Origin of the sequence: Flavobacterium sp. (assembly GCF_017744675.1) — a bacterium.
In the GTDB taxonomy this organism is placed as follows: domain Bacteria; phylum Bacteroidota; class Bacteroidia; order Flavobacteriales; family Flavobacteriaceae; genus Flavobacterium.
Map to the genome: position 1 here is coordinate 135,816 of NZ_JAGIAV010000002.1, position 19,524 is coordinate 155,339.

The window sequence follows — 19,524 nt, forward strand, 5'->3', positions numbered from 1 at the left end:
GCTTTACGAAAACGTTCTATTTAAAAAATAAAGTACCAATATCCTTTTTTTGCGAAATTTTATTCAAAAAAATTGCCTCTTTGCAGTTAATTGTTTAAAGTTGCACAATATTTACATATTGTTAAGAAAAACTAAAACTCTCTAATAGCTCAAAACCAGTTGAAAGAAATACGAAAAGTTAAATTTGATATTAAACTGCAAAATCATATTTGGTTTTGGGGAGTATATTTTACTTTAAACTTTTTAAGATGGGGCGCTTACTTTAATGATTACCCTTACGCTTTCAAATCTAACTTAATTGAATTCTCATTGGTTATACCTTTAGTATATCTAAATCTATTCGTTTTAGTTCCAAAGTATGTATTAAAACAAAAATATATTACTTATACATTTTTTCTCCTTCTAAGTTTATTTGGAATTTATTTAGCAAAGACTGCTCTTACCTATTATATCATATCCGAAAATATCTGGCCAGAAGCCAATCGCGAATATCATCCTTTCGAACTCAATCACATTGTTGCGGTATGTATCGGGGAACTGTATGTTCTTGCAATGGCTTCTTCTGTTTATCTCACTTTAACTTGGCTAAGAGAACGTGAAAGAAACAGATCTTTAAGAGAAAACCAGTTTAAGATAAAATTGAAATATCTCGAAAATCAAATTCAGCCGCATTTTTTCTTTAATACCTTAAACAATCTCTATGCTTTATCTTTGGAATCTTCTAAAAAAGTTCCAGACGTAATTATCAAACTTTCCAATTTGATGGAATATGTTTTATATGATGTCAAAGGAACTAAGTTTGTGCCGCTAATTAAAGAAATCGATTATATTCAGAATTATATCGAAATCGAAAAGCTTCGTTTTGAAAATGTTGAAGTAACCGTAAATCTAGAGTCCAATATAGAAGACGTTGTGGTGCCACCATTAATCTTTATTTCTTTGGTCGAAAATGCGTTCAAGCATGGCGGTTTAAACAACAAAAACTTGAAAATAAAAATCAATTGCAGAGTTCTTGAAAACAAAACGCTCGATTTTGAAATCTTAAATAATTTTGTACTTTCACAAAATCATAATCCAAAAAGAGGAATTGGCTTGGTTAACACAAAAAAAAGACTGAAACTGATTTACAAAAATAATTTTAGCCTTAAGCACCAAACCAAATTAAATTTCTATATAATTAGATTACAAATACCTACTCAGAATGAAGATTAAATGCGTGTTAATTGATGATGAGCCTTTAGCTATTAAAGTCCTGGAAAATTATTTTACCAATTTTACAGACTTTGAAGTTATAGCAACATTCACTAACTCTCTGGAAGCGCTAGATTTCATTAACAGCACTGCCGTAGACGCTGTCTTCCTCGATATTAACATGCCGATGATGACGGGTTTTGAGCTGATTAGTCTCATCGAAAACAAAACCAAAGTAATTATTACCACTGCATTTAGGGAATTTGCTGCCGAAAGTTACGATTTGGATGTTCTGGATTATTTGGTAAAACCAATTCCGCTACCGAGGTTTATCAAATGCATTAACAAAATTACGACCGAATACAATCTTAAAAACAATATAAAAGTTGAAACCGCAAAAGGTGATTCTCATATTTTTATCAAAGTCGATAAAAAAATGATGAAAATTAATATTGAAGAAATTCTATTCGTCGAAGGAATGAAAGAATACATAAAAGTTGTAACACCAGACAAAACGTACATTACCCATAAATCACTTACTTCACTTTCAGAAGAATTGCCTGCAGATCGCTTCCTAAGAATACATAAATCTTATGTAATTGCCCTAAATAAGGTAAAATCTATAGAAGGAAACCGAGTTCAAATACAGTCTTACAACATTCCTATAGGCAGAAACTACAGTAAAGAGGTAAAAAACAAGATATTGGAATAAAATATAATTACGAAATACATTTTCTAAGTGGGTTAAAATTAACACTTTGTTGAAAAAACACAGTCGTTGGTTTAAATTTAACATTATTTATACCTTTTTATTTTTTTTTGATAATCCTAACAAATATATTTACGGTCTTCAAAAAACAATAAAATAAAAAATTAACCTTATTATTATGAGTTCAGAAAATGTTCAAACCAAATGGGGGCAATTTATCTCTTTGATAATCGTCTTCTTCTTTTGGGGTTTTGTTGGTTCTGCTAATGACATCCTGATTCCAGTATTCAAAAAAGTATTTACGCTATCGCAAGTACAATCTCAATTAGTAGCTTGGGCTTTCTACGCTGCTTATTTTGTTGGATCCATTATATTCTTTATTGTTTCTTTAAAAGTAGACGTTTTGCAAAAATACGGATACAAAAGAACTTTATCGGCAGGATTAGTTTTGTCTGCTGTAGGATCATTTTTATTTGTTCCAGCAGCTACAACTCAAAGTTTCCCTTTCTTTTTAACAGCTTTATTTACAGTAGGATTAGGATTTTCTATCCAACAAATTGTTGCCAATCCGCTAGCTATTAAAATGGGAAGCCCAGAAACTGGAGCACACCGTTTAACCCTAGCAGGAGGTATCAACTCTTTCGGAACAACTATCGGAGCTATTTTATTAGGTATTGCTTTGTTCGGAATGGGAGACAACAAAAAAACAGCTCTTTCATTAGAAGATATTAAATTGCCATTTATCATTTTAGGTCTTGCATTTATCGCTGTTGCAGTTTTTATGAACTTCTCAAAAATTGAAGATCCTGTAAAAGAGGAAGAAGCAATTATAAAAGACAAACACAGTAAATTTAACATTCTTGACTATCCGCAATTATATTTGGGTATGTTAGGAATTTTTATTTACGTTGGAACCGAGGTAACGATCATCAGTAATTTACCTGCTTTATTGCATACACACGAATTCGGAAACATTCTAGAAGACGCTGTTGCACCATTTATTGCACTTTACTGGGGTAGTTTAATGATCGGCCGTTGGAATGGTGGAGCAAACGTGTTCAACACTTCAAACCTAGTAAATACGGCACTTAAATTTATCGTTCCAGCTGCTGCATTTGGAGTAATTATTGGAGCAAATATCTTTGCTGCTCACGATGTATCTTCATTCTATATCTACCCATTCTGGATTTTATTATTTATTGCGGTAAGTTTTGTTGGTGGTAAAAACGCTGGAAAAACATTAATGCTTTTCGGAATTTCAGGATTAACTATGATGGCATTAGGATTAGCTTGGCCAGACCCAGAAATTGCTAAATTTTTCTTTATCTCTGGCGGATTGTTCTTATCTATCATGTGGCCTTCAATCTTCGATTTAGCGATTGCAGGATTAGGAAAAAATACAGGAAAAGCATCTTCTTTCTTAATCATGATGATTCTTGGTGGTGGAGTTATTCCATTAGTACAAGGGAGTATCTGTGATTTTGATGCAACAAATCCAAACGGAATTTTCGGTATCACGTACACTCACTTCTCTTACATTGTACCTCTTTTAGGTTTTGCATATTTAGGATTCTATGGCTTCTACTGCCCTAAAATCTTAAAAAGACAAGGAATCAGTCACGTAGAAAGTGCTGGTGGCGGACACTAATATTTAAAATATCAATATAAAAAAATCCAAATTCCAATTACTATAATAGGAAATTGGATTTTTTTATTTCCAAACAGAAAAAACTTAGATCCTTAGCATCTCAGAATCTTAGAATCTTAGAAAGATTTACTTCGCATTAATAATATTACTTAAGTTCTTCTTAAAAATAGCCTTATTTTGCGCCGTTAACGGATAAACAACATCTTTGTCCGCATGAACAATTATCTCATCAATATCGGCATTTAAAAGCGCTTGAGGATCTTTTATTTTCAAAGTGCAAGCCCCATCAAAAAAACCGTCATCTTCAATAGTTTTTCTAGCTTCTATTTTCGTTCCATCACTTAAAACTGCCGAAATCGTCATTTCGCTGTTTAAAGTTTTCGAATAAAATCCGTCCATTACCAATAAAAGACGATAAGTATTTTTTAATTCTGGACCTTTAAATTCGTGTCTCGTAATATTATACCTGAGACCTTTGGCTAGAGTTTGAAATTTAACAGAACAATCCAATTCGTAAGTAGCAACATCACCCGCATCATTTACTGAAGTAATAACTTTAGCAGCTTGTGCGTTTACAGAAAAACTCGCTACAAAAAAAGACAACATAAGTAGGATAACTTTCATATTTAACTGTTTAAGATTCAATATAAAAGTAAAAAAAATCGCCTTTTCTCGTTAGAAAAAAGGCGATTTTATTTTGTAAGTATCTAAGATTATTTGTTTCCTTTTTCGAAGTCAGCTACGAATTGAGCCAAACCGATATCTGTCAATGGGTGTTTCAATAAACCGTAAATTGCAGAAAGTGGTCCTGTCATAACATCTGCACCAATTTTAGCACAGTTTACAATGTGCATTGTATGGCGTACAGAAGCCGCTAAAATTTGAGTTTCGTAACCGTAGTTATCGTAAACTTCTCTAATTTCTTGGATTAAGTTTAATCCATCAGTAGAAATATCATCTAAACGTCCAACGAAAGGAGAAACATAAGTAGCTCCCGCTTTAGCAGCCAAGATAGCTTGTCCGACAGAGAAAACAAGAGTTACGTTAGTTTTAATTCCTTTATCAGAAAAATATTTTGCTGCCATAACACCTTCTTTAGTCATAGGAAGTTTTACAACAATCTGCTCATGCAATTCAGCTAGCTCCTCGCCTTCTTTTACCATTCCTTCAAAATCCAGAGCGTTAACTTCTGCACTTACATCACCATCAACAAGATTGCAAATGTCAACATAATGCTTAAGGATATTGTTTTTTCCAGTGATTCCTTCTTTTGCCATTAATGACGGATTAGTTGTCACACCATCCAAAACACCTAAAGCCTGTGCCTCTTTAATTTGAGATAAATTAGCTGTGTCAATAAAAAATTTCATAATTTATATATTTAAATTGTGTTGATTACTTTGGGCGTGACCAGATTTATAAAAGGCGCACTTACCAAACCGCTTACGAGCGCCTTTCCCAAATCTGGTCGGGCTATCCGCACTACTTCGGTAGTTTGCTCCTATCCCTCACGCAAACGCAGCTGCAAAATTACGAAATCACGAGCAATAACAATTTCAAAAACGAAATCAATTTGCAAATTATACTAAAATTCACAAAATAATTACAAACCGTAATTTATTACATCTTTAAAAAATGTTTACTAAAAATTAAACGTAACTCTAGCAGATCAAAATTATCTAGCAATATTGTTTCTATTTAATTCCTTCAACTCATCTCTAATTCCTCCAAAACCTTCAAAGTATCTTCTTTATAAGCTTCAGCATTATTGATTTTATTGCTTACAGATTTTAATATCTTACGAATTATAAACCAAACGGCTATAAGAAATAAAATAGGAATAAATGTTATTACATAATCAGTATTCATTATCTATAATTTTATAATTTGTAATGATTCATAAGCATCTTCTCATATACCTTATCTGGAAGCGCACGTTTCAAAACAATCGAAAACTTCTGCATAAAAGCTCCCACTTTGTAATGTACATTTGGCTTTTTAGTTTGAATAATTTTATAAACCGCTTCTGCCATTTCATTTGGGTTACTTCCTGCATCAACATGATCATTCATTGTTGCTAGAACATCTCCATAAACCTTTTCGTAAGCAGAATCTTTAATCACTGGCGCATGATAACGTCCTGCTGCAATATTAGTCGCAAAATCTCCTGGCGCAACATTTGTAATTTCTACACCAAAAGCTTTTACTTCCATTCTCAAAGCTTCTGTAATTAATTCTAAAGCTCCTTTTGAAGCCGAATAAACGCTTCTATACGGAAGTCCCATATAACCAGCAATCGAAGTAACATTAATAATAAGTCCCGAATTCTGTTTACGCATTTGTGGCAGCGCCGCTTTCATAACCTCAATTGGTCCGAAAAAGTTGGTTTCAAAATTATTTCTAATCTCTTCTGTCGGAATTTCTTCTAAAGGCCCCGTAATTCCAACACCAGCGTTATTAATTACAATATCCAATCTTCCAGAAGTTTCTATAATTCGGTTTACAGCATTCTTAATAGAATCTGAATTTCGAACATCTAAAGCAACCAAAGGAAATACTGAATTTAAAACTTTCTCAGGATTTCTGCTTGTTCCGTATACCACAAAACCTTTATGGTGTAAAAATTCACCAATAGATTTTCCAATTCCTGATGATCCTCCGGTAATTAAAACGACTTTGCTCATTTCTAGGTTAGATGTTAAATGTTATAGTCTATTGAGCAGAATTTGACGTTACAAGTTTAACTTCTAACCTATTGCTTCTAACTCTGAAAAGTCCAAAAATAAAAAAATCCTCCTAAAAGGAAGATTACAAAAACGAATTAAATTCAAAAAAAAATGGCAAGCGACCTACATCGCACCGCTCAACCACGTACCCTTGCTATGTTCCCATCCTGGGGGAGTCTGCAGGAGCTGGTCGTGTAGGACTTGCCGGTGCAAATATACAACCTTTTTATATTTTTGCAAGACCTTTGTTGCTATAAAAATATCGTCGTATATTGGCTTATTCAAATTTTAAACTATGAAAAAATATAACTTCCTAACTGTCATTTTATTAGGAATCACATTAATCGGATGTGGGGAAAAAAATAAAGGTGAAAATTCTTTATTTACTATCGATGATTCTGCTTTTCCGGCTCATCTTACCCAAAAAGAAGTGCTAAATATTGGAATTTTAAATCCAAAATCGAAAGAAATCGACAGCGTTGCCTACTTCGTGAACGACAAAAGAGTTGGAGGCACAAAAGGCACTGCTAATTTTAGATTTGAATTATTAGATCAAAAATTAGGTTATCAATACCTAAAAGCTAAAGTTTATTTTGGCGGAGATTCTTCTGATGCTACTAAAAGAATTGAAATTGTTTCTGATATCGAACCTAAACTATTAAATTATAAAATTGTAAACACTTTTCCTCATGACAAAAAAGCGTTTACTGAAGGTTTAGAGTTTTATAAAGACACTTTATATGAAAGCACTGGGCAAGAAGGAGCGTCTTTCATAAAAAAATATGATTATAAAACTGGAAAGGTTTATCATCAGATTGATCTTGACCAACAATATTTTGGAGAAGGAATTACATTTATAAATGACAAACTGTTCCAATTAACATACAAAAACAAAAAAGGTTTTATCTACAACGCCAAAACTTTAAAACTTGAAAAGACCTTTGACTTCGAAAAAGACATTGAAGGATGGGGAATGACAAATGACGGAAAGTATATTTACCAAACAGATGGAACTGAAAAAATTTGGAAAGTTGATCCTGCAACTCAAAAAATGATTGATTACATTAATGTTTATTCTGGAGCTTCAAAAATTAAAGCTGTTAATGAAATTGAATGGATTAATGGAAAAATATATGCAAATGTATGGTTCAAAGATGCGATTGCTGTTGTAAATCCAAATTCAGGAGCTGTTGAAGGAATTATAAATTTATCTGATTTAAGAAAATCTATGACAGACATTACAAAAGATGATGTTTTAAACGGTATCGCCTACAATCCTAAAACTAAAACCATTTTTGTAACGGGTAAAAACTGGAGTAAAATGTTTGAAATTACAGTTTCAGAATAATTCTTCAACAAAAACAATTTTACGAATTTCACAAGTTTTCACCTATTCATAAGGGAAAATTTGTGACTCGACCGTAGGGAATAGGCGAAGCAAATTTGTGTTTTATAACAATTCGTATTGATGATCACTTTAATAACAAATATACAAGAACTGCTACAAGTTCGCGAAACTTCGGTTTCTAAAGTTTCAGGTTCCGAAATGGCCAAACTACCAACCATTAAAAATGCTTTTTTACTATTAAAAGACAATTTAATTGAAGATTTCGGCTCAATGGAGCATCTGCCAAAAGTAAATGCAGATGAAATAATTGATGCAACAGGAAAAGTCGTTCTTCCGTCTTGGTGTGACAGCCATACTCATATTGTTTACGCAGGAAATCGCGAGCAGGAATTTGTAGACCGAATTAACGGACTTTCTTATGAAGAAATCGCTAATCGTGGTGGCGGAATTCTGAATTCGGCTAAAAAACTAAACGAAACTTCAGAAGAAGAGATTTACGAGCAATCTAAAACTCGTCTCGAAGAAGTAATGCATTTAGGAACCGGTGCTGTTGAAATTAAATCAGGTTACGGATTAACAATTGAAGGCGAACTAAAAATGCTTCGAGTTATTCAAAAATTAGCTGAAAATTACCCAATTTCAATCAAAGCTACTTTCTTGGGTGCGCATGCATTTCCTATTCATTACAAAGAAAATAAAGCTGGTTATATTTATGAAATCATTACTAAAATGATTCCTGAAATTGCTAAAAACAAATTGGCAGAATATGTCGATATTTTCTGCGAAAGCGGTTATTTTTCTGTAGAAGAAACCGAAAAAATCATGCAAGCAGGAATTGAATATGGCTTAAAGCCAAAAATTCACGTGAATCAATTTAATTCTATTGGCGGAATTCAGGCTGGAGTTAAATTTAAAGCACTTTCTGTCGATCATCTTGAAGTTATGAATCCAGAAGATATTCAAGCCTTAAAAGACTCCGAAACGATGCCTGTTGCTTTACCGTCTTGCTCTTATTTTTTAAGCATTCCGTATACGCCAGCGCGCGAAATGATAAAAGCAGGTTTACCTTTAGCATTGGCTACAGATTTTAATCCTGGTTCTACTCCATCAGGAAATATGAATTTTGTCGTAGCAACAGCTTGCATCAAAATGAAAATGACTCCAGAAGAAGCCATTAATGCCGCTACAATAAACGGCGCGTACGCAATGGGACTTTCAGAAACTCACGGAAGCATCACAAAAGGCAAAAAAGCCAATCTGATCTTGACAAAACCCATTTCTTCTTATTATCAGATTCCATATGCTTTTGGAAGCAATCTTATCGAATCTGTTTTTATTGAAGGCAAAATTTTAAAATAAAACGCTTTCAGAAATAGAACAAAACAAATCGCTTCAATAAGTAAAATCTAATTTGATCTGTTTAAATCTGTTTAAATCTGTTCAAATCTGCGTGAAACATTTTGCGCAGATTTTTTTTTCACGCAGATTTAAACAGATTATAGCAGATGCACAAAGATTAAATTAAGAAAATCACCAAAAGTAATCTATAAAAAAAGGTCTGTGAAAATCACAGACCTTTAATATCTTAAGTGGTATTTTATCCCTTAGACTGAATTATCTTAAACTGAAACTAGTTTTAGAAACCAACTCATCATTATCAAAAATATTGATAAAATAAGTTCCTTTAGCAAAATCTTTTCCTGGAAGATCTTCACTCACATTAACGCTTTTGTTCTCATACTTAACAGTAGTTTTAAAGCTGTAAGTTAATGTGTTATCTCCAAAACTTTCTGTTTTCTTTTCGCCTAAAACATTGTTTTTAGCATCGATAACTTGAACATAATATGTTTTGTCACCAGATTTTGCAATTTGATTCTCAGCAATTGTAAAACTTACTTTCAACATATCAGCACGGCTTGCTTTATCCGTTTCGATTTGTTTTCCAGAGCTTTTCAATTTGTAAGCTGCTGTTTTAGTATTTAAAACTGATAATTTAGAACCTTTTTCTACAGTTTTAGCTAGCTCTTCGTTTTGACCAACTAATACTTCATTATATTTTTTAGATTCTCCTAAAACTACAATAGTACTATCTCTTTGAGTAGTCAAAACACCATTTTGTTTTTTCAACTCATCGTTTTCAGCAACCAAAGTTTTCATTTTGCTTTGCATTGCCTGAACTTGAGATCTGTATTTAGAAACGTCTCCTTTAGACTTGTTCAAATCATCCATTAAAGCCACAACTTTGTCTCTCTCTTGGATTAATTCGTCAGACATAGAAGTATTTTCAGCAATTGCAGCATCATAAGTCGCTTTTAACTCCTGCAAATCTTTCATTACAGATTCTTTTTCTGTCAAAGTAGTTGTAAGTTCTGTCTTAACTACGTCTGTATCAGAAGATAATTTAAAAATATACACTAAGCTACCGATCAGTAGGACTGCTAAAACTGCGATTACCGCCTTTAGACTTGAATTGTTGTTCTTTGGGTTTTCCATATTTAAATAATTTTCTTTAATAACAAATTTAAGAATTAATATAAGGTAATAACGTAAGTTTCTACAATTATATTATTTTTGGAAAATAAATTTTTTTCATGGAAAAATTAATCCCTTTCACTATAAATGATTTAGCAAAAGTCACAAATCACAGAAGTGGTGAACTAAAATTCGGAGAAAAAATGATTGTCATTCCGCCAGGGGCTGACATTGTTAATTTTCTTAAAGAAAGCGAAGCTAAATATGTACTTTTAGGAATTCCCGAAGATATTGGTGTGCGTGCCAATTACGGAAGGCCTGGAGCTGCTTCTGCATGGCAATGCGCCATAAAAAGCATTGCAAACATTCAGCATAATCGTTTTTGTAAAGGAAGCAATATTATTGTTTTAGGACAAATTAATGTTGCAACCGAAATGCGAGAAGTAGAAAACCTTGATTTTAATGATATTGACGATCGTTCAAAATTAAGCCAGCTGGTCGAAAAAATAGACAAAGAAGTCTCTCACATTATTTTCACTATAATTAAAGCCGGAAAAACGCCTATTATTATTGGCGGAGGCCATAACAATGCATACGGAAATATTAAAGGTGCCGCTCTTGCGAAAGGAAAACCTATAAATGCCATCAACTTCGATGCGCATTCTGATTTTAGGATTTTAGAAGGTCGCCATAGCGGAAACGGGTTTTCATATGCGTACGAAGAAGGTTTTTTAAAAAAATATTTCATCTTTGGACTTCACGAAAATTACACTTCAAAAAGTGTTTTAGATATCATTAAAAAGCTGGAAGATCGCGTTCGCTATAATACTTACGACAGCGTTAATATCAGAAAAGAAAAAGATTTTAATCGTGAAATGATTACGGCTCTGGATTTTATTAAAAATGATGCATTCGGAATCGAAGTTGATCTTGATGCCATTCCAAATATTGCCAGCAGCGCTATGACTATTAGTGGATTTTCGGTAGAAGAATTGAGACAGTTTGTTTCTTTCTTTGGCGAACATAAACATGCGACTTATCTGCATATTTGTGAAGGCGCACCAGATTTAGACAACTCTCCAAACAACAATTTAATTGGCAAATTAATAGGTTATCTCGTAACCGATTTTATTAAAGCAAACATAGAACCAGCTTAATTTTAGACATCCTATTCAATTATACTGCAAGGTATGTTTGCCAAATAAAAGCCAATTCAAACAAACGATTGAACGAATAAACATATCTTTGCACAGCATTTTAGTAATTAAAACTAAAATAGTTAATCCCTAAGATATGTTATTCGAAGATCTATCACTTTCAAAAAGTATACAAAAAGCCGTATTTGAAGAAGGCTATTTAAATCCGACTCCAATTCAGGAAAAATCAATTCCTGTTGTTTTACAAGGCCGTGATTTAATTGGCTGTGCGCAGACAGGAACAGGAAAAACGGCGGCATTTGCTATTCCAATCATACATCAATTACACCGCATTGTAGGCTCATCAAAAAAAGCAAAAGTAATTCGTGCGCTTGTGGTTACGCCTACTCGCGAGCTAGCAGTGCAAATCGGGCAAAGTTTTGACACTTATGCCAAATATACTAATTTGACGCAGCTGACTATTTTTGGAGGCGTTTCTCAGAATCCGCAAGTTGATGCGTTAAAAAATGGAGTTGATATTTTAATTGCCACTCCTGGGCGTTTGCTTGACCTTCATAAACAAGGTTTTCTTGATTTGAATCACTTGCATACTTTAGTGTTAGATGAAGCCGATCAGATGCTGGATATGGGTTTTATAAACGATGTCAAAAAAATCGTAAAACTGACTCCTAAAAACAGACAGACTTTACTTTTTTCTGCTACTATGCCAATTGCAATTCGCGAACTGGCAGAAATGTTCCTTCAGGATCCGGAACAAGTTGAAGTTTCTCCAGTTTCTTCTACAGCAGAAAATGTAGAACAACGTATTTATTTTGTTGACAAAACCGAAAAAAGAAACTTATTGTATAGTTTGATTAAAGAAGAGAACTTATCAAACGTACTTGTTTTTTCAAGAACAAAACATGGCGCTGATAATGTTGTAAAAGCGCTTCGTAAAAAAGATATTCCGGCAGAAGCCATTCATGGAGATAAATCGCAAAACGCAAGACAAAGAGTTTTAGATGCTTTCAAAAACAAAGAAGTTGGCGTTCTAGTAGCAACTGATATTGCTGCGCGAGGAATTGACATTGAACAATTGCCGTATGTAATAAATTTTGATTTACCGAATATTCCAGAAACTTATGTGCACCGCATTGGCCGTACAGGTCGTACAGGAAATGGCGGAATCGCGATTTCTTTCTGCGGAAAGGACGAACTTCCTTACTGGAAAGACATTCAGAAATTGATAAAAGTTGATGTAAAAACGATTGCCGATCATCCGTACCAATGGCATTCTGGAAGTCCAGAAGCTGGAGAAAAGCCTAAAAGCTCTAACAGAAGCGGTGGCGCTCACAAATCGAGAAAATCAAATAATGCAAAGAAAAACAAAAAACGCTGGTACTAAACAGCGTTTTTTTCGTTTATCAAGAAATTGATTATTTTAAATAATTTAACCGGTTCAAAAGGTTTGATTATAATATCATTCATTCCAGACGAAATTGCTTCATCTGTAATTTCATCCTTATCAAAAGCCGTCAAAGCTACAATTGGAGTTTCTATACCTTGAAGACGTATTCTTTTGGTCGTTTCAAATCCGTTCATTAGAGGCATATTGATGTCCATCAAAATCAGATCGAAAGTTTCATCTTCTAAAATTTTAAGCGCTGCAAAACCATCATCGACTACTTTACAGGCATAATTATTTTTTTCGATAATCTTTTTAGTCACAAGCTGATTAATCAAGTTGTCTTCAACCACTAAAATTTTATACACTTCGCTTGAAGTCAAATCAACTTCAATCTCGTCGATAATACTTTTTGTCTTGGCCAAATCATGCTCGAAGGCTATTGTAAACGAAAAAGAAGTTCCTTTTCCTAAATCACTATCCAAAGTAATTGTACTTCCAAAAAGTCCTAAAAGTCGTTTTACAATGCTAAGTCCTAAACCTGTGCCTTGATAATCTGCATCTTTTCTTCCAACTTGAACAAACTTCTCAAAAATCTTATTTTGATCTACAAGTGCAATTCCAATTCCGTTGTCTTTTATCAAAAAGTCTAAATAATACAGTTTCCCTTCCACTTTATTTAGGTTGATGATAATTTCGACTTGTCCGTCTTTGGTAAACTTCAGTGCATTGCTCACCAAGTTCATTAAAATCTGAGCTAGACGCAGTTTGTCCCCAATTAAATACTCAGGAATATTCGGATCGATATCAATAGAAATGCTATTATTATTTTTCTGCGAAAGAAAAGAAAGCGAATTCTTGATTACCGTAATTTCATCAGAAATATTAAAAGTCAGATTTTCAAGTACAATTTTATTTTCTTCGATTTTATTAATCTGCAGAATATCATTTACAAGAGATAATAAATATCTGGCAGAAAATTTCAGCGAACTTAAGTGCTGGCTTCTTGAGATTTCTTTATGCTCTTCGAGCAGCATATTGGTAATTCCCACAACACCATAAAGCGGCGTGCGTAATTCATGGCTTATTGTCGATATAAATTGTGTTTTGAGCAGAGAGGCTTCTTCTGCAATTTCTTTCGCTTTAAGAAGCTCTAAATTGTGTTTTTTCTTGTATGCAATATTCTTAATCAATGTTATAATTAAGATTAAGAGAATCAACGAAATCAAAATAAAAAGAATTACAATGATTTTTGATTTTCTTAAACTCTGCGATTGCTCTACTTTTTCTCCTTCAACCTTGTCAATCTGTCTTTTGTATTCATCCAATTCAAGACTTAAACCTGCTTGAGATGCCTTTTTAAGCTTCTTAACATCATATACCTTGTCCGAAACTTTATAATGGTTGACCAGTGCATCATACGCTTCTTTGTGCTTGTTAATTTTATTTAAAAAATACGAATATTCTAAATAAGCATTTGCCAGATCTGTTTTCTCCTGACATTTTTTTCCTGCTTCAATAGCACTTAAAAAATAAGCATTTGCTGCTTTATTATCATTTATATGGCTAGAATAAATACCATTGAGCATATCAACAATGACTTCTGTTGAACCGTCATTATATTTTATTTTAGTGCTGTTAACATATTTTAAAAAAAGATTTCCCTGTTTATAATTTCCTATATCAAAATAAGCCCAAGCGATATTTACATTGGTAAAATAAACTTCTTTTAGATCATTAATTTTTAAAGCATAAGCTACTGCTTTTTTATAATACCGAATTCCTTCATCAAACTGCTTTTTTTCAAAGCAATACATATTTCCTAAATTATTATAGAGAATGCATTTTAAAGTATCGTTGCTGGTTTTATTAGCATAATACAGCCCTTTTTTATAGAAAAAAATAGCTTTATCAAACTCTGCCAGTTCGTTGTAATTTGCTGCTATAATATTATATGAGCGAGCAATAAGACAGTTATCTTTTATGACCGTTGCAGCGCTTAGGGCAGCTCTAGAATAGATGAGTGATTTCTCGAAATTAGATTCCCTAAAATTTAAAAGTGCTTTCTTTACAGTCTTATCAATCTTAGGATCTAGATTACAATTAGATTGCGCGATTGCCGAATTGGCGAAGCAATTCAGTACCAAGAGTAAAAGTAAAAAAATCCGTTTTTGGGGCATTAATCGGCTAGTTTGATCAAATATACATTTAAAAATAAAAAAAAGCTGTATTTTTAAAAAAAATACAGCTTTTCAAATATTACTTCAATAATTAAGATAAAAAAAATTAAAATCTTAGTTATTTTATTATTCTTTACCACTTTCCCATTGTCCCACAACAGAAGTCGCTAATGCATTTCCTAATACATTGGTTGCGCTTCTAAACATATCGCAGAAGTGATCAATTGGAAGAATTAATGCAATTCCTTCAATCGGAATATCAAACATACCACAAGTAGCGGCAACAACTACCAAACTTGCACGAGGCACACCTGCAATTCCTTTACTAGTAAGCATTAAAACTAAAAGCATTGCCATTTGCGAACCCAAATCTAAATGCACATTATAAAACTGAGCGATAAAGATACTTGCAAAAGTCATATACATCATACTTCCGTCAAGGTTAAACGAATATCCAAGCGGCAGCATAAAAGAAACAATTTTATCCTTTACTCCAAAGGCTTCCAATTCTTCAGTCAATTTAGGAAATACAGCTTCACTGCTTGTTGTTCCAAATGCAATTGCTAAAGGGCCTGTAATGCGTCTTAACAATTCAGTCATTCTTCCTTTAAGGAAAATATATCCAATAAGAATTAAAATTGCCCAAAGCGTACTGATACCAATTAAAAACGAACCGAAGAATTTAAAGTAAGTAATAACCAATTCTTCTGCATCACGTATAGCAAACACACCTGCAATGGCTCCAAAAACTCCAATTGGAGCAAACTTCATTACATAGTTCACCATTTTAAGCACAATATGCGATAATTTATCAAAAGCACCTATGATTGGCTTTACCGTTTCGCCTAAAGAAGCTGCTGCTAATCCGAAGAAAATAGAAAAAACTACAATCTGAAGAATCTCATTAGTTGCCATTGCTTCGACAATACTTTTTGGCACAATATGTTCAACAAAATTGTCAAAAGACAGATTTTGTGTTTTACCTGTAACTTCAGAAGCCGCCGCCATGTCTACGTGTTCTAATTTTAAACCAACACCTGGCTGCAAAACATTCACGTAAAACAATCCGATTAAAAGAGAAATAAATGAAGCGGTAAAAAACCATCCAATAGCTTTTCCTCCAATTCTTCCAACGGTTTTAATATCTCCTAATTTTGCAATTCCCACAACCAAAGTGGTAAAAACTAACGGAGAAATAATCATTTGCACCAAACGAATGAAGATGGTCGCCAGCATTTTAATTTTACTGCTAAATGCCTGCGCTGCTTCGGGCGAAATGGAATTGTGCAATATAATTCCTAAAATGGCTCCAAGAACCATCGCAATTATAATTTGACCCGTTAATCCCGAAAGAAATGATTGTTTTTTAGTTTCTGTAACTTCTTGCATTAAATTATTTTTTAATTATTAAAATATAAGACCCTCACTGTCTTACCTTTTATTAATATGTTTTGTTGATCAAATAAAAATCAGCCAAAACAATTGCTGCCATCGCTTCTACGATTGGCACTGCGCGAGGCACTACACACGGATCATGACGTCCTTTTCCTGTCATTGGTGTAATGTTTCCTTTATTATCTAAAGAATCTTGAGTCTGCATAATAGTTGCAACAGGCTTAAACGCCACTCTGAAATAAATATCCATTCCGTTGCTTATACCACCTTGAATTCCTCCAGAAAGATTTGTTTTTGTAGTTCCGTCAGGATTGTATAAATCGTTGTGCTCGCTTCCTTTCATTTCAGATCCAGAAAAACCGCTTCCGTATTCAAAACCTTTTACAGCATTTATAGAAAGCATTGCTTTTCCTAATTCGGCATGAAGTTTATCAAATACAGGCTCCCCTAAACCAACAGGAACGTTCTGAATTACACAAGTTACAACACCTCCAACAGTGTCTCCTTGTTTACGGATGTCACGAATATATTCTTCCATAATCGCAGCAGATTTCTCATCTGGACAACGAACAGGGTTGCTTTCGATTTTAGAAAAATCCAATTCTTGATAAGGTGTATCTAAATGAATTGGACCAACAGAAGAAACATAAGCATTGATTTTAATTTCAGGCAACATTTGCTTTGCAATTGCTCCTGCTACTACTCTGCTTGCCGTTTCTCGAGCAGAACTTCTTCCGCCACCGCGATAATCACGAAAACCATATTTCTGATCGTAAACATAATCAGCATGGCTTGGTCTGTAATTGTCTTTTATATGAGAGTAATCGTCTGATTTCTGATTGGTATTTGGAATAATGAAACCAATTGGAGTTCCAGTTGTTTTTCCTTCAAATATTCCTGATAAGAATTGAACGCTGTCTGGTTCTTTTCTTTGGGTAACAATTGCCGACTGACCTGGCTTTCTTCTTGCCATATCTACTTCAATTGCTTCAAAATCTAATTGTATTCCTGGAGGACAACCGTCAATAATGCCGCCTAATGCTTCACCGTGAGATTCTCCAAATGTAGTTACTTTATATAGTGTGCCGAAGCTGTTTCCTGCCATTGTGTTTTGTTTTGAGCAAATGTAAGTTTTATGAATTAAATTAAAAAATTTAAAACTGGTATTATTAACGAAACATTAAATGGGATAAAAATCACAATTTGGTAAAATTAATCTCTTTTTCGTAACCTTTTAATAAAATCAAATTTCACAAACTTTCTTTCATTTGTAAAACTTCAAATCAAGAAAAATTGAAAAAAAGAAACGTCGAATTGGTTATTCTTTCTGATGTCCATTTAGGAACTTACGGAAGTCACGCAAAAGAATTAAACAACTATCTTTCAAGCATTAAACCCAAAACTTTAGTCTTAAATGGTGATATCATTGATGCTTGGCAGTTTCGTAAATCGTATTTTCCAAAAGCACATTTACGAGTTATTCAGCGCATTATCGGGATGGCTTCTAAAGGAACAAAAGTGTATTATATTACTGGAAATCACGACGAGATACTTCGAAAATTCAGTGATATGAATATGGGAAATTTTGCTCTGGTTGATAAATTAGTTCTAGAATTAGACGATAAAAAAGCCTGGATTTTTCACGGAGATGTTTTTGATGCTTCAGTCCAGCATTCAAAATGGATTGCAAAATTGGGAGGATTAGGGTATGATTATTTAATTCTAATTAATCGATTTGCAAATTGGTGTTTAGGAAAACTTGGCCGCGAACCTTATTCTTTTTCTAAAAAAATAAAGGCAAGCGTTAAAAAGGCCGTTAAATTTATCTCCGATTTTGAAACCACAGCAACCGATCTGGCTATTGAAAAAAACTACGATTACGTAATCTGCGGACATATTCATGAACCAAAAATCATAACAAAAGAGAATAAACATGGTTCTACCTTATATCTCAATTCTGGTGATTGGGTAGAAAATCTAACTGCACTTGAATACCACAAAAAACGCTGGAAACTATTTTCTTACAAAGCCAGTAATTTTGTAGAAGAAGAAAATTTATTAGAAATGGAAGATGTTCTCACTTCGCAGCTCATTTCATCCATAATCCTCAAATAAACCCCTCAGAAGCAGGTTTTTAAGAATTTTAACGCTCGAAATTTCAGAAAATGTAAATTATGTAACAATTTTCAAAAATATTATACGTTTTGTATCCAACTGTAATAATACATTTGAAAAAAAATTAATAACCATTTTTATGAAAAAGATTCTTTTATCTGCCATTATGCTTCTTGGTTTAGCATTTACGGCTCAATCGCAAGAAATTTCGAAAAACGCTTTAGGATTACGTCTGGGAGACAATAACGGATTTGGGGGTGAAATATCGTACCAACTAGGATTAAATCAAAAAAACAGACTTGAATTCGATTTAGGCTGGAGAAACAGTAGTGATGTAGACGCAATAAAAGGCGTTGCTCTTTACCAATGGGTTTGGAACATCGATGGAGGTTTTAACTGGTATGCTGGTGTCGGAGGTGGACTAGCTGCTTGGGATCACGATTACTACAGTAACAACTATAGATACAAAGATAGCGGAACTTATGTTTTTGCTGCAGGAGATATCGGTATTGAATATAGATTTAAAGAAGTGCCAATTACTCTATCATTAGACGCAAGACCAGAAATTGGCTCTGGATATTATGATGATGACAATTTTGGATTTGACGTTGGTTTTGGTGTTAAATTCAGATTCTAATTAAAAATAAAAAATAATTGTAAGAAGAAGCCTGTCGTTTAAAAGCGACAGGCTTTTTTTATGTTTCAAGTTCGATGTTTCACGTTCATGTTTCATGTTCACATCAAACATTTTACATCTCACACTTTAACCAATTACTTAATAATAATTTCTTTTTTAGAATGAATTTTTACTACGGTGTAAGGATATGAAATTACCTGCATGGTCATAGCATCTTTCGCAGGACTGTTTTCTTTTACCGTAATAATAATGTTCTTATCTGTTTCTTCTACTTTTTCGACATCAATAGAATAACCGCTGGTGTTTTTTTCGCCCATATTCAAAATCACATAATTGTAGTCCTGAACATCTGGATCTTTCATTTTGTGCGCTAAATGCGGATCGTTTTCAAGCATCTTGATTTCATTTGGCTCAGTTAAAATTTCGAAAAATTTTATATTTCCACCGCCATCAGACTGTTTTGTTAAAACTTCATACAAAGCTGCATTTGAACTTTCATTTTTTTTCACTCCGCACGAAACCATAACAAAAACTGCTAAAACAGATAGTACTTTTTTCATTT

17 protein-coding genes and 1 other RNA gene are annotated in these 19,524 nt (G+C 33.4%); 9 read left to right on the forward strand and 9 right to left on the reverse strand.

Annotated elements, in window-relative coordinates; translation table 11 throughout:
* The first annotated feature begins 159 nt into the window (after positions 1–159).
* From J7574_RS06045 to J7574_RS06055, 3 genes are all read left to right on the forward strand, one after another.
* Entirely contained in the window at positions 160–1,212 is a 1,053-nt protein-coding gene (locus J7574_RS06045) for a sensor histidine kinase (protein WP_290965676.1), read from the forward strand.
* Complete coding sequence (locus tag J7574_RS06050) at positions 1,202–1,903, forward strand: LytTR family DNA-binding domain-containing protein (protein ID WP_160783677.1); 702 nt, start codon at positions 1,202–1,204, stop codon at positions 1,901–1,903. Before J7574_RS06045 ends, J7574_RS06050 begins: the two co-directional genes overlap by 11 nt.
* Before the next feature lie 175 nt (positions 1,904–2,078).
* On the forward strand, positions 2,079–3,548 hold the full coding sequence (locus tag J7574_RS06055) for an MFS transporter (protein WP_290965684.1): 1,470 nt from the start codon (positions 2,079–2,081) through the stop codon (positions 3,546–3,548).
* Between the two features lie 126 nt (positions 3,549–3,674).
* On the opposite strand, the gene J7574_RS06060 is transcribed toward J7574_RS06055, so the two are convergent.
* The 4 genes from J7574_RS06060 to ffs all read right to left on the reverse strand — a co-directional run bounded on the left by J7574_RS06060 (position 3,675) and on the right by ffs (position 6,481).
* Positions 3,675–4,172 (reverse strand): hypothetical protein, encoded by a 498-nt coding sequence (locus tag J7574_RS06060; RefSeq protein ID WP_290965687.1) that lies wholly within the window; start codon positions 4,170–4,172, stop codon positions 3,675–3,677.
* Positions 4,173–4,261: 89 nt separating this feature from the next.
* Positions 4,262–4,918: a fructose-6-phosphate aldolase gene (gene fsa, locus J7574_RS06065; protein ID WP_290965690.1), complete on the reverse strand. Its 657-nt coding sequence runs from the start codon at positions 4,916–4,918 to the stop codon at positions 4,262–4,264.
* Between the two features lie 510 nt (positions 4,919–5,428).
* A complete protein-coding gene (locus J7574_RS06070) occupies positions 5,429–6,232 on the reverse strand; it encodes an SDR family oxidoreductase (RefSeq protein WP_290965692.1) in 804 nt (267 codons plus the stop codon).
* A gap of 151 nt (positions 6,233–6,383) precedes the next feature.
* Positions 6,384–6,481, reverse strand: an RNA gene (gene ffs, locus J7574_RS06075) — signal recognition particle sRNA small type.
* Positions 6,482–6,569: 88 nt separating this feature from the next.
* Between ffs and J7574_RS06080 the strand changes: the two genes are divergently transcribed.
* Positions 6,570–7,622 (forward strand): glutaminyl-peptide cyclotransferase, encoded by a 1,053-nt coding sequence (locus tag J7574_RS06080; protein ID WP_290965695.1) that lies wholly within the window; start codon positions 6,570–6,572, stop codon positions 7,620–7,622.
* A gap of 120 nt (positions 7,623–7,742) precedes the next feature.
* A complete protein-coding gene (gene hutI, locus J7574_RS06085) occupies positions 7,743–8,981 on the forward strand; it encodes an imidazolonepropionase (RefSeq protein ID WP_290965698.1) in 1,239 nt (412 codons plus the stop codon).
* 255 nt (positions 8,982–9,236) lie between these two features.
* Here hutI and J7574_RS06090 read toward each other — a convergent pair whose 3' ends face one another.
* Positions 9,237–10,115, reverse strand: a complete 879-nt coding sequence (locus tag J7574_RS06090; protein WP_290965702.1) for a hypothetical protein — start codon at positions 10,113–10,115, stop codon at positions 9,237–9,239.
* 98 nt (positions 10,116–10,213) lie between these two features.
* Here J7574_RS06090 and J7574_RS06095 point away from each other — a divergent pair, with 98 nt between their 5' ends.
* Complete coding sequence (locus tag J7574_RS06095) at positions 10,214–11,251, forward strand: formimidoylglutamase (RefSeq protein ID WP_290965705.1); 1,038 nt, start codon at positions 10,214–10,216, stop codon at positions 11,249–11,251.
* 136 nt (positions 11,252–11,387) lie between these two features.
* On the forward strand, positions 11,388–12,635 hold the full coding sequence (locus tag J7574_RS06100; protein ID WP_290965708.1) for a DEAD/DEAH box helicase: 1,248 nt from the start codon (positions 11,388–11,390) through the stop codon (positions 12,633–12,635).
* Here the strand turns inward: J7574_RS06100 and J7574_RS06105 are convergent.
* The 3 genes from J7574_RS06105 to aroC all read right to left on the reverse strand — a co-directional run bounded on the left by J7574_RS06105 (position 12,632) and on the right by aroC (position 17,315).
* A complete protein-coding gene (locus J7574_RS06105; RefSeq protein WP_290965711.1) occupies positions 12,632–14,815 on the reverse strand; it encodes a response regulator in 2,184 nt (727 codons plus the stop codon). The genes J7574_RS06100 and J7574_RS06105 overlap by 4 nt on opposite strands.
* Positions 14,816–14,941: 126 nt before the next feature.
* On the reverse strand, positions 14,942–16,204 hold the full coding sequence (locus tag J7574_RS06110) for a cation:dicarboxylase symporter family transporter (protein WP_290965714.1): 1,263 nt from the start codon (positions 16,202–16,204) through the stop codon (positions 14,942–14,944).
* A 52-nt stretch (positions 16,205–16,256) separates the two neighbouring features.
* Positions 16,257–17,315, reverse strand: coding sequence for a chorismate synthase (aroC, locus tag J7574_RS06115; protein ID WP_091133017.1), 1,059 nt, complete (start codon positions 17,313–17,315; stop codon positions 16,257–16,259).
* Positions 17,316–17,503: 188 nt separating this feature from the next.
* On the opposite strand from aroC, the gene J7574_RS06120 reads away from it, so the two are divergent.
* Both J7574_RS06120 and J7574_RS06125 read left to right on the forward strand, forming a co-directional pair.
* On the forward strand, positions 17,504–18,325 hold the full coding sequence (locus J7574_RS06120) for a UDP-2,3-diacylglucosamine diphosphatase (protein ID WP_290965722.1): 822 nt from the start codon (positions 17,504–17,506) through the stop codon (positions 18,323–18,325).
* Between the two features lie 139 nt (positions 18,326–18,464).
* Positions 18,465–18,962: a hypothetical protein gene (locus J7574_RS06125; RefSeq protein WP_290965725.1), complete on the forward strand. Its 498-nt coding sequence runs from the start codon at positions 18,465–18,467 to the stop codon at positions 18,960–18,962.
* A gap of 134 nt (positions 18,963–19,096) precedes the next feature.
* Here J7574_RS06125 and J7574_RS06130 read toward each other — a convergent pair whose 3' ends face one another.
* A complete protein-coding gene (locus tag J7574_RS06130; RefSeq protein ID WP_290965727.1) occupies positions 19,097–19,522 on the reverse strand; it encodes a protease complex subunit PrcB family protein in 426 nt (141 codons plus the stop codon).
* Positions 19,523–19,524: the final 2 nt, after the last annotated feature.